Genomic DNA, 10,887 nt, shown 5'->3' with positions numbered 1-10,887 from the left:
GTCCTGTGCAGTGCGTATCCGGGGCCGTTCGCTACCCCGTGCACGTGTGGGATGTATCAGCCGCCGACGCGGATGAACACGGGGCCGGAGCCCACGTTGACGGAAAACAGGGTCGTGGTGTTGCCGTTCCAGCCGCCGTGCACGGCCTGGCCGTTGCCGACGTAGACGGCGATGTGGGCCCGGCCCATGCCGCCGTCGGCGTAGTAGGCGAGGTCGCCCGGCTGGGCCTCGGCGGCGCTCACGGTGCGGCCGAGGGACAGGTAGCCGGCCGGCCAGCCGTGGTAGTTGATGCCGACGGCCGCGAGGGAGTTGGTCACGAGCATCGTGCAGTCCTGCGAGACGCCGAGCTGCGCGTAGGCCGCAGAGGCGATCGCCGCGCCCATGCCGCTCGAGGCGACGGAGGCGACCGGGGTGGACGAGGCGACCCGGAGGGTCGCGGAGGCCTGGACGGTCGGCTCGGCCTCGGCCACGGGGGCCGGCGCCTCGACGACCGGGGCGGCGACGGACTCGACGGCCGGGCGCTCGAAGCTCAGGGCGGCCGTGGCCTCGGCGGAGACCGGGGCCTGGACGGCGGCCGAAGCAGCCTCGAGGGCGACCGGGGCGGAGGCCTCTCGCTGGGCGGTGGCCTCAGCGGCGTTGGCGGCGACGCCGCTCGTCAGGACGAGACCGCCGGCGGCGGCGATGACGGCGGCCTGCCGGCCCACGCCGCCTGCGTTCTCGGTGACGGCCTTGGCGATGACGGCAAGCGAGGACGTGGCCTCGGCTCGATGGCGGGCGATGCCTGCACGAGTGGTCATGGTTTCTCTCTTTCGTGTCCTCGGGCCTCAGGGGGAAACGGCCCGTGGCGGGCGCTGCGGTCAGGGGGCACCGCACCGCCCGGAGTCGGGGGGGTGGTCTCAGTTGAGGGTGTAGAAGACCGAGGAGCCGGTCGCGTTCACGGCGTGGAGCAGGGTTCCCTGCGAGGGGTTGAGGGCGCTGATCATCATCCCGTTGCCGACGTAGATGCCGACGTGGGCGCCACCGTTCTGGACCACCAGGTCGCCGGGGGCCGGAGTGGCCGTCTGCGTCATGACGCTCCACGCCTGGACGCGGGGGATGCTGATGCCGGCCTGCGCGTGGACCCACTGGGTGAAGCCGGAGCAGTCCCAGCCGGAGGGCGTGGTGCCACCCCAGACATACGGGCTGCCGATGCCGGTGTAGGCGATCGCTGCGAGGGAGGATCCGGCGACGCTCGAGCCGTCGAGAAGGCCGGCGACCTTCTGGCTCAGGGTCTCCGTGACCGTGGACTGGGTCTGGACCTGCTCGACGACGGGAGCGGCCACCGAGGCGACGGCGGGACGCTCGAAGTCGACCTGCGCCTGCTCGGGCGCGACGACGGTCGGGGCAGCGGTGCTGGCCACGTCGGAGAGGGCAGATGCCTCCCGCTGGGCTTCCGCGGCCTGGGCAGGGAGCCCGGCCGAGATGATCAGGCCCGATGCGGCCGCGATCACCGCAGCCTGACGGCCGATGGTGCCTGCATTGTCGGACATGGCGGACGCGACAGCCTCGAGCGGGCTGGTGCGGACCGGAACGGCGCGATGACGCGCAGTCATGGTGCGTGACGACACAGAAATAGCCTCTCCCAGTGCCTGCGAGGTGAGCTGTCGGGTTCGGATTGGAAGTATCCGGCCTCCCGGCTCGCGCCGGGCTGCTTGACCCCAAGGCCCTTACAAGGAGGACCGAAAGTGGTTCCCCCGCCTCTGCCAGACGAGTGTGCGAACGGACTCCGGGAAGTGGCAGAGCTAGGCATGCTCCCCGGATGTTCCAACTTGGTAGGAGCCGGAACAAGAACGACCCTACCGGACCCCCATCAAAAAGTCACATTCGGATCACGGCCCGATTACCGCGTGTCACGAAACGGACACGACAGATTCTTGAGGGTCGACGCGAACGAGCCCCAGAGCTGCGACAGCCCGGGGCTCGTGCGGCGACAGGAGGGGTGACAGGAGAGAAGGCGAAGGGCTCAGAGCCAGCCGTTGGGGTCGACGACCTCGCCGTTGACCATGACCTCGAAGTGGAGGTGGCAACCGGTCGAGGCGCCGCTCGTGCCGCTCAGGGCAATGAGCGCCCCGCGCTCGACCTTCTGGCCCACCGAGACCGATGCGGAGGACAGGTGGTTGTACGTGGTCTCGAGACCGTTGCCGTGGTCGATGACGACGCGGTTCCCCCCGCCGTAGGGGTGCCAGCCGGCAAAGGTCACAGTGCCGCTCGCGGCGGCCTTCACGGCGGTTCCGCACTGGGCAGCGAAGTCCTGGCCGCGGTGGAACTCGCCGGCCCAGCCGCTCAGGGGGCTCACGCGGTAGCCGAAGGGCGAGGACGCGACCATCGAGTCGAGCGGGGCGCCGAGCGTGTGCTTCGCCTGGGCAGGGGACACGCCGCCGGCGGACTGGACGCTGAGGAGCTGCTTGAGGCGGCCGTCCGGGTCCACCTGGCTGCCGACGGAAGTGCGGCTGAAGGCCACGACGGCCTCGCCCGAGGCGGTCACCTCGGGCTGCTGGGCCGTGTCGGCGACAGCAGGGGACATTGCGGCCTCGGTGCCCGCGGTCGGGAGGGTCACCGTCAGGACCAGGCCGGTCGCGGCCAGGGCGACGCCGGCCTTCTGGCCGACACCGGCGATCTCGGCGAGCTGGCGGACGGGGCCGGGGCGGGCGGCGGCGCGGCGGCCGCGGCGTGCGGCGTCGCGCGGGCGGAGGCCGTGGGCCTGGGCGGCCGGTGCCTCGGCGCGGCGGCGGCCGGTGGCAGCTTGCTGGGTCAAGCGACTTTCCCTCTCTGTACGGAAATCGCCTGCGAAGTTAGCTGTCGGGTTCGAGCCACAGAGTTCGGACTCGGCCCAGCCGCCGAAGGGATCCGGCACACGGGTAGCCAGGGCTGAACCTGCGTGCCGGAGCTTTCGAGCATGCTGCGGGCTTCACCCCAAGGTGGCTCGCGCCGCCACTGGTGGTTCCCCCGCCTCTGCCATGGATGGAACACCCCCAGTCCCGCTGGCAGAGCTCGGCGTACGGGCGGAGGTCACGCCGAAATCTCGGCGCTTGCCCCCCAGCATAGGACACTAGGGGCCGGATGTAATAATTCCGTGACCTTTAGTGAGACGAAACTCACATCCCAAATGTCACAACTGAATTAGTCCAAGACCTAGAGATTCTGTGCTTTTGTGTTCGCACGTGTGAAAACGGGCAAATCAGCCGATCGAAACGAAGACGTGCGAGGCAACCTCGAGCGGCAGCTCGAGGGCGCCGTCGACGCTGGCGACCCGCACGGAGATGTAGTCGCCAACCCGCGCGAGGGTCACCTTGGCCCCGGGGCGGATCCCGCCCTCCTCGAGCTGCTGGAGGAGTTCCGGGTCGACCTGGATCGGCTCCGCGAGCCGGCAGACGACGACGCGCGACCCGGGCGCGTACTCGTCCATGGCATCGACGAGCGTCACGACGCCCTCGCCGAAGCCCTCGGCGGGCGCCCCGCCGAGCGCCTCGAGGCCGGGGATGGGATTGCCGTACGGGGACTCGCTCGGCCGGCCGAGCAGCTCGAAGAGCCTCCGCTCCACCCGCTCGCTCATCACGTGCTCCCAGCGGCAGGCCTCGTCGTGGACGTAGGCCCAGTCGAGCCCGATGACGTCCGCGAGGAGGCGCTCCGCGAGCCGATGCTTGCGCATGACCTCGACGGCACGCGTGCGGCCCGTGGCGGTGAGCTCGAGGTGCCGGTCCCCGGAGACGACGACGAGCCCGTCCCGCTCCATGCGGGCCACCGTCTGGGACACGGTCGGACCGGAGTGGCGCAGCCGCTCTGCGATGCGCGCGCGCAGGGGGACGATGCCCTCCTCCTCGAGCTCGAGGATGGTCCGCAGGTACATCTCGGTGGTGTCGATGAGGTCGGACATGCGAGGCATCTGCTCCTGGGGACGAAGTGTGTGGGCGGTTGCGGCCGCAGCCACAAGTCTAGCTTATTTTGACCTGCTCAGATTAGTATTCGCCGGTCAGCCCGGCGTCTCACACCGTCCTCGAATTTCCGCGCCCCGGAGCGCGTGCGGCACACTTGTGCGGGGCGGAGGGGCACGGTCTCCGCCCGGACCCGAACCGTCAGGAGGCTTCACCCGTGGTCGAGACCAGCCAGCTTCTTCAGATCCCCGCCGAGATCCTCCCGGCCGACGGCCGCTTCGGCGCTGGCCCGTCGAAGGTCCGCGGGGAGCAGGTGGACGCGATCGCCGCGGCGGGAGCGAAGCTCCTCGGCACGTCCCACCGGCAGGCACCCGTCAAGAATCTCGTCGGCAGCATCCGCGAGGGCCTCAAGGAGTTCTTCAAGGCTCCCGAGGGCTACGAGGTGATCCTCGGCGTCGGCGGCTCGACGGCCTTCTGGGACGTCGCCTCCTTCGGCCTCGTCCGGTCCAAGGCCCAGCACCTCTCCTTCGGCGAGTTCGGCTCGAAGTTCGCCAAGGCAACGGACAAGGCGCCGTTCCTCGAGGGGTCCTCGATCCTCACGGCCCTGCCCGGCACGCGTCCGCGGCCCGCGGCGGAGGCCGGCGTCGACGTCTACGCGTGGCCGCAGAACGAGACCTCGACCGGCGTCGCCGCGCCCGTGCAGCGCGTCTCGGGCGCCGACGAGGGTTCGCTCGTCGTCATCGACGCGACGAGCGCCGCCGGCGGCCTCGCCGTCGACGTCTCGGAGAGCGACGTCTACTACTTCGCCCCCCAGAAGAACTTCGCGTCCGACGGCGGGCTGTGGCTCGCGCTGTTCTCCCCCGCTGCCCTCGAACGCGCCGAGGAGATCAAGGCCTCGGGCCGCTGGATTCCGGACTTCCTCGACCTCAAGACGGCGATCGACAACTCGAAGCTCAACCAGACGTACAACACGCCGAGCCTCACGACCCTCGTGGGCCTCAACGCCCAGGTGGAGTGGCTCAACGCCTCGGGCGGGCTCGACTGGGCCACCGCCCGCACGGCAGACTCCGCCGGCCGCGCCTATGCCTGGGCCGAGGCCTCGGAGTACGCGACCCCGTTCGTGGCCGACCCGGCGGACCGCTCGAACGTCATCGTCACCGTCGACTTCGACGAGTCGATCGACGCCGCCCAGGTCGCCAAGGTCCTGCGCGCCAACGGCGTCGTCGACACGGAGCCGTACCGCAAGCTCGGCCGCAACCAGCTGCGCATCGCGACCTTCGTCGCCATCGAGCCCGAGGACGTCACGAAGCTGACCCAGTCCATCGATTGGGTCGTGGGCCAGCTCAAGGGCTGACACCCGACCCGGCAGCAGACGACGGCGGGCCCCCACCTCAGGTGGGGCCCGCCGTCGTCTGGGGGGTGACTGCGCCTACGCGTCCTGCTCCTCGCTGGCGTCCTGCACCGCGGCTGACTCCACGTCGGCGGCGTCCTGCTCGGCGGCGTCCTCCCCTGCGGCGTATCGCTCGCCGGCGTCGTGCTCGGCGGCGTCCCGCTCGTCCGTTTCAGACACGTCGGTTTCAGACGCGTCCCTTTCCGACACGGCCAGGTCCTCGGCTGCCTCACGGTCCTCGGGCCGCACGCGCTCGGCCCAGGGGACCCACTCGGGGGCCAGGACTGCGTCCTCGGACGGGACGAGGCCGACCTCGTTGACGGTGACCGCCTTCGATCGGGCCACGCGCGCGACCGTCACGAACCAGTACCAGCCCCGGTACCCGGCCAGGCGCGATTCGAACAGGTGCGTCACCACCCGCTCGCCCTCGCTCTTGGCGGCCACATGCTCGCCGACCTCGTCGGCGCGGACGGTCTCGAGCAGCGCGCTGCGCGCGGCCTCGACCGCCGAGGCGAGGAAGGCGTCCGGCTTGCCGACGCGCCAGACGGGGACGCCGGCCTTGCGCTTCGGCGCCGACGAGGAGGGAGCAGTGGGAGCGACCATGGCTAGGCGTCGAGCTGGTCTGCGACGCGGCGGAGCGCGGCGGCGATCGCGGGGCCCTTCTCGGGGTAGCTGCCCTTGGCGAGCTGGCCCGAGAGGTTGTCGAGGACGCTCACGAGGTCCTGGACGATCGGGGCGAGCTCGCGGGCCGGGACCCGCTTGGCGCGGGCCACGGACGGGAGCTTCTCCAGGACGCGGACGCTGAGGGCCTGCGGCCCGCGGCGGCCGTCCGCCACGCCGTACTCGAGCCGCGACCCGGTCTTGATCTCGGCGTCGGCGGGCACGGCGGAGCCGGGCAGGAAGACCTCCTGCCCGTCGTCGCCAGCGATGAAGCCGAAGCCTTTCGCCTTGTCGAAGAACTTGACCTTGCCAGTGGGCACTGCCACAACCCCCATCTGTGAGGAATCGAAAAGAGAACACCCGCTGTCGGCGGACGGCACTCCCGGGCAGGGAACGGCCTGCCCGTGACGCGAGCGCTCGTGTACTGCTTCTAGGTTACTGTCTCGCACCGACCGTGTCGGCCTGTTTCCCGCGCCCCTTGCCGGTCGCTGTTAGGTTGTAGCCATGGTGCCTTCCCTTCCCCAGCAGGGACCCTCAGAGCAGACGGGCGGACAGCGCCCGCTCGGATCCGACGGCGCGCACGGCTGGCGCCGGGCCGCGACCGTGGGCGGTGCCCTCCTCGCGGGCCTCTCCCTCGCTGCCTGGGCGGCCACGCTCGCGCTCGCATCCGGGGGCGCGACGGCGCCCGCGTGGGTCACGGCGCTCGCGCTGTACGGCCTGCCGGTCGCCTTCCTCCTCATGGCGGCGGCCATCGTCGCCGGGGTCCTCGAGCGCAGGCGCCACTGAGATGTCGTCGATCCGCGCACTCGCCGAAGAGCTCTCCTCCCGGGGCAACGACGCCCTGCGCCGGCTGTTCTCAGCCCGCCCTGACCTCATCACGCCGGGTGTGCCGGATTTCGCCGCCCTCGCCGCCCGGGCGTGTGCCCGCATCAGCCTCCAACGCGCGCTCGAGTCGCTCTCCAGGCCCGAGCTCCAGGTTCTCGAGGCACTCGTCCTGACGACCAACGAGGACGAGGGACGCAGCGGCAGCAGCGTCGAGCTGCGTCACGCCGTCGGCGGCGCAACCCTCGGCACCCTCGAGACGCTCCTTGCCACGCTCTCCCAGCTAGGCCTCGTCTACCGCGCCGACCCCCCGGACACGATCCACTCGGCCTCGGGCAGCCGCCGCAGGTACTACCTGCCCGTCGCCCGCATCCGCGAGGTCCTCGGCAACTATCCCGCGGGGCTCGGCAGGCCGTACACGGATCTGGCAACGGCCTCTCCCCTGTTCGCGGAGCATGCCGCGCGGATCGCCAATGCGATCCCCGGCGCTGCGCAGCAGCAGCCGATCGAGCACCATATCGCCGCCGCGTATGCGCTCGAGCGCTGGGCGGCCCTGCCGGACGCGCTCGACGGCGCTCCCCCGCGGACGCACGAGGTCCTCGCCAAGTTCGAGAACTGGCCGGTTGGCGCGATCCCCCACGCGGCGGCGCGGATCCGACCCGGACGGCGCACGGACAACCCCGTCGACTGGCTCCTGTCGCACGGCCTCCTCGTCCCGCTCGACGACGAGCACGTCGAGTTCCCGCGCGCAGCGGGACTGGCCCAGCGTGGCGGCAAGATCGTCCCCGAGCTGGCCCTCGCGGCCCCGCCGATCGAGACCGCTGGCACGACCGACCTGCTGCGCCGCAACGCAGCGCTCGGCGCGATCGCCGACGTCCTCCGCCTCGTGAGCGCCCTCGCCGTCGAGGCCTCCGAGCGTCCCGTCGAGACGCTGCGGTCCGGGGGCGTGGGCACGCGCGAGCTGCGCCGCGTCACGGCGGCACTGCGCGCGGAGGCGGACTCCACGGTCTTCGCCCTCGAGCTCGCGGCGGCCGCCGGCGTCCTGGCCCTCGACCCGGACACGTCCTCGTGGCGCGCGACCGGCGCCGAGGAGTGGCTCGCCCTCTCGCGGCCCGAGCAGTGGCTGCTGCTCGCCACGGCGTGGCTCGACACGACGAGGGTGCCCTCCCTCGCGATGTCCGCCGAGGGCAGCGACCAGCTCGCCCCGCTCTCGGGCGAGGGGCAGCGGCCAGACGCCCCCGCCGTCCGGCGCCGCGTCCTCGAGGTCGCCGCGGCCCTCGCCGATGAGGCGGGCCTGCCCGAGGGACGCTGCGCCGTGGCCACCCCGGAGGCGATCCGGCGCCGGATCGACTGGCTCCAGCCGCGCCTCGGCCGCCGGCTCCGCGGGCTCCTCGAGGGGACCCTCGCCGAGGCCGCCCTCCTGGGCTTCACGGGCTCGGGAGCCCTGACCCGCGTCGGCGCGGCCGTCCTCGCTGACGACTTCGACGCGGCGCGGGACAGGCTCACGGAGCTCCTGCCCGCGAGCGTCGACCGGGTGCTGCTCCAGGCGGACCTGACCGCCGTCGCGCCCGGCTACCTCGATCCCGTGCTCGCCCGGCGGCTCTCCCTCCTCGCGGACCCCGAGGGCCAGGGCCCGGCCACGATCTACCGCTTCTCGGCCGCGAGCCTGCGGCGGGCGCTCGACGCCGGCGAGGACGCCTCGTCGATCCGCGCGTTCCTCGCCGAGCACTCGTCCACGCCCGTCCCGCAGCCGCTCGCCTACCTCGTCGAGGACACCGCTGCACGGCACGGTCGGATCCGGGTCGGCCGCGCGGGCAGCTTCATCGCGAGCGACGACGAGGCCGCCCTCGCGGGGCTCCTCGCCGACCCGGCGGCGCGGCAGCTGGGCCTGACGCAGATCGCGCCGACCGTCGTCGTGAGCAACGCCTCCCCCGGCGAGGTCGCCGCCGTCCTGCGCGAGCTCGGGCTCGCCCCCGCCGTCGACGCGTCGCTCGACCCGGTCGTCAGGCTGCGCCGCCGGCCCGGTGCCAACCCGCTGCCGACCCCGCGGCCGCGCGCCGCCACCCCGGACCCCGAGGCCGTGGAGGCGCAGCTCGCCGTACTCCGGACGCAGTCCCCCGTCGGGCCGCTCGCCGACGAGGCGACGCCGCTCCTGGGCATCGAGACGCTGCAGAAGGCCATCCGGCTCAAGCGGGCGGTACGCTTGAACATCGTCGATGCGCTGGGCAACTCGACCGTCGAGGAGCTGCGTCCCGTCTCGATCTCCGCGGGGCGCGTGCGCGTCTTCGACCCGGAGCGGGAGACCGAGAGGGTCCTGAGCGTGCACCGGATCATCGACGTCGAGCTGGCCTAGCGCCGGCTGCTGCGGGAGACGTTACGGCCAAGGAGGAGTTGTGGGCGACGGACCGCTCATCGTCCAGAGCGACAAGACGATCCTCCTCGAGGTCGACCACCCCGACGCCGTCGACGCCCGGCACGAGATCGCTGCCTTCGCCGAGCTCGAGCGCGCCCCCGAGCACGTCCACACCTACCGGATCACGCCCTTGGGGCTGTGGAACGCCCGCGCCGCCGGGCTCGACGCCGAGAAGGTCCTCGACGCCCTCCTGCGCCGCTCGCGCTTCCCCGTGCCGCACGCGCTCCTGATCGACATCGAGGAGACGATGTCCCGCTACGGGCGGCTCCGCCTCGAGAAGGATCCGGTGCACGGGCTCGTCATGCGCACCGAGGACTACCCCGTGCTCGAGGAGGTGATGCGGGCGAAGAAGATCGCGCCCATGCTCGGTCCCCGCATCGACGCCCAGACCACGGTCGTGCACTCCTCGCAACGCGGCGCGCTCAAGCAGGCCCTGCTCAAGATCGGCTGGCCCGCCGACGACCGCGCGGGCTACGTCGATGGCACGCCCCACCCGATCCGGCTCGAGGAGGAGGGCTGGTCGCTGCGGCCGTACCAGAAGGTGGCCGCGGAGAACTTCTGGGCCGGCGGCAGCGGCGTCGTCGTGCTTCCCTGCGGCGCGGGCAAGACGCTCGTGGGGGCCGCGGCGATGGCCCAGTCCTCCACGACGACGCTCATCCTCGTGACCAACACCGTCTCCGCGAGGCAGTGGCGCGACGAGCTGCTCAGGCGAACGTCGCTGACCGCGGACGAGATCGGCGAGTACTCGGGCGCGGTCAAGGAGGTCCGCCCGGTGACGATCGCCACCTACCAGGTGCTCACGTCCAAGCGCGGCGGCCTGTACCCGCACCTCGAGCTCGTGGACCGGAACGACTGGGGCCTCATCGTCTACGACGAGGTGCACCTCCTGCCGGCGCCGATCTTCCGCATGACGGCGGACCTGCAGGCCCGCCGCCGGCTCGGGCTCACGGCCACGCTCGTGCGCGAGGACGGGCGCGAGGGCGAGGTGTTCTCGCTCATCGGGCCCAAGCGGTACGACGCGCCGTGGAAGGACATCGAGGCGCAGGGGTACATCGCGCCGGCGGACTGCGTCGAGGTCCGAGTGGACCTGCCCCGGGACGAGCGCATGGCGTACGCGATCGCCGAGGACGCCGACAAGTACCGGCTGTGCGCGGCGAGCGAGACCAAGACCGGCGTCGTGACGCGGCTCGTGTCCCGCCACGCCGACGACCAGCTCCTCGTGATCGGCCAGTATCTGGACCAGCTCGAGGAGATCGGCGAGCGCATCGGCGCTCCGGTCATCACGGGCTCGACGAGCGTCAAGGAGAGGCAGCGGCTCTTCGACGCATTCCGGGCGGGCCAGGAGCGGCGGCTCGTCGTGTCGAAGGTCGCGAACTTCTCGATCGACCTGCCCGAGGCGTCCGTGGCCATCCAGGTCTCGGGCTCATTCGGCTCGCGTCAGGAGGAGGCGCAGCGGCTGGGGCGGCTCCTGCGCCCCAAGGCGGACGGCCGGGCGGCGCGCTTCTACGCGCTCGTGGCCCGGGACACGCTGGACCAGGACTTCGCCGCCAAGCGGCAGCGCTTCCTCGCCGAGCAGGGGTACGCGTACCGGATCCTCGATGCGGGCGAGATCCCGTGAGGCTCGGCTAGCCGTCGAGCATTTGCCGACCGGAAGCTCAGGAGACGTCCAGACGATTCACAGAAACTGGGCG

10 protein-coding genes and 2 riboswitches are annotated in these 10,887 nt (G+C 71.9%); of the genes, 4 read left to right on the top strand and 6 right to left on the bottom strand.

Annotated elements, in window-relative coordinates; translation table 11 throughout:
- Positions 1-56 precede the first annotated feature (56 nt).
- The 4 genes from BV907_RS16365 to BV907_RS16350 form a co-directional block, all read right to left on the bottom strand.
- Positions 57-797, bottom strand: a complete 741-nt coding sequence (locus BV907_RS16365) for an NlpC/P60 family protein (RefSeq protein ID WP_077490804.1) — start codon at positions 795-797, stop codon at positions 57-59.
- A gap of 99 nt (positions 798-896) precedes the next feature.
- Positions 897-1,592, bottom strand: a complete 696-nt coding sequence (locus BV907_RS16360) for a C40 family peptidase (RefSeq protein ID WP_077490803.1) — start codon at positions 1,590-1,592, stop codon at positions 897-899.
- A 19-nt stretch (positions 1,593-1,611) separates the two neighbouring features.
- Positions 1,612-1,781: riboswitch (cyclic di-AMP (ydaO/yuaA leader) on the bottom strand.
- A gap of 221 nt (positions 1,782-2,002) precedes the next feature.
- On the bottom strand, positions 2,003-2,794 hold the full coding sequence (locus BV907_RS16355) for a M23 family metallopeptidase (protein ID WP_077490802.1): 792 nt from the start codon (positions 2,792-2,794) through the stop codon (positions 2,003-2,005).
- Between the two features lie 10 nt (positions 2,795-2,804).
- A riboswitch (cyclic di-AMP (ydaO/yuaA leader) is annotated at positions 2,805-3,046 on the bottom strand.
- Positions 3,047-3,217: 171 nt separating this feature from the next.
- Entirely contained in the window at positions 3,218-3,913 is a 696-nt protein-coding gene (locus BV907_RS16350; RefSeq protein ID WP_077490801.1) for an iron-dependent transcriptional repressor DtxR, read from the bottom strand.
- Between the two features lie 215 nt (positions 3,914-4,128).
- Between BV907_RS16350 and serC the strand changes: the two genes are divergently transcribed.
- Positions 4,129-5,265 (top strand): phosphoserine transaminase, encoded by a 1,137-nt coding sequence (gene serC / locus BV907_RS16345; protein WP_077490800.1) that lies wholly within the window; start codon positions 4,129-4,131, stop codon positions 5,263-5,265.
- A 75-nt stretch (positions 5,266-5,340) separates the two neighbouring features.
- On the opposite strand, the gene BV907_RS16340 is transcribed toward serC, so the two are convergent.
- Complete coding sequence (locus BV907_RS16340) at positions 5,341-5,904, bottom strand: DUF3027 domain-containing protein (protein ID WP_077490799.1); 564 nt, start codon at positions 5,902-5,904, stop codon at positions 5,341-5,343.
- Positions 5,905-5,906: 2 nt separating this feature from the next.
- On the bottom strand, positions 5,907-6,281 hold the full coding sequence (locus BV907_RS16335; RefSeq protein WP_077490798.1) for a cold-shock protein: 375 nt from the start codon (positions 6,279-6,281) through the stop codon (positions 5,907-5,909).
- Positions 6,282-6,465: 184 nt separating this feature from the next.
- Here BV907_RS16335 and BV907_RS19710 point away from each other — a divergent pair, with 184 nt between their 5' ends.
- Genes BV907_RS19710 through BV907_RS16320 form a run of 3 tightly spaced genes read left to right on the top strand, consistent with a single transcriptional unit; the run spans position 6,466 to position 10,814 of the window.
- Positions 6,466-6,747, top strand: a complete 282-nt coding sequence (locus tag BV907_RS19710; protein WP_342745573.1) for a hypothetical protein — start codon at positions 6,466-6,468, stop codon at positions 6,745-6,747.
- 1 nt (position 6,748) lies between these two features.
- Positions 6,749-9,136 (top strand): helicase-associated domain-containing protein, encoded by a 2,388-nt coding sequence (locus BV907_RS16325; protein WP_077490797.1) that lies wholly within the window; start codon positions 6,749-6,751, stop codon positions 9,134-9,136.
- A 40-nt stretch (positions 9,137-9,176) separates the two neighbouring features.
- Positions 9,177-10,814 carry a DNA repair helicase XPB gene (locus tag BV907_RS16320; RefSeq protein ID WP_077490796.1) on the top strand — a complete coding sequence of 546 codons (1,638 nt, stop codon included), beginning with the start codon at positions 9,177-9,179 and terminating at the stop codon, positions 10,812-10,814.
- Positions 10,815-10,887 lie beyond the last annotated feature (73 nt).

It is taken from the genome of Sinomonas mesophila (genome assembly GCF_001999765.1).
Taxonomy (GTDB): Bacteria; Actinomycetota; Actinomycetes; order Actinomycetales; family Micrococcaceae; genus Sinomonas; species Sinomonas mesophila.
The sequence above is the reverse complement of the archived record's forward strand: the minus strand, read 5'-3'. Positions and strand labels throughout refer to the sequence as shown.

Coding starts and splice junctions, on each gene's coding strand:
- BV907_RS16365 (WP_077490804.1), bottom strand. CDS start 797: ATGACCACTCGTGCAGGCATCGCCCGCCATCGAGCCGAGGCCACGTCC.
- BV907_RS16360 (WP_077490803.1), bottom strand. CDS start 1,592: ATGACTGCGCGTCATCGCGCCGTTCCGGTCCGCACCAGCCCGCTCGAG.
- BV907_RS16350 (WP_077490801.1), bottom strand. CDS start 3,913: ATGTCCGACCTCATCGACACCACCGAGATGTACCTGCGGACCATCCTC.
- BV907_RS16340 (WP_077490799.1), bottom strand. CDS start 5,904: ATGGTCGCTCCCACTGCTCCCTCCTCGTCGGCGCCGAAGCGCAAGGCC.
- BV907_RS19710 (WP_342745573.1), top strand. CDS start 6,466: ATGGTGCCTTCCCTTCCCCAGCAGGGACCCTCAGAGCAGACGGGCGGA.
- BV907_RS16325 (WP_077490797.1), top strand. CDS start 6,749: ATGTCGTCGATCCGCGCACTCGCCGAAGAGCTCTCCTCCCGGGGCAAC.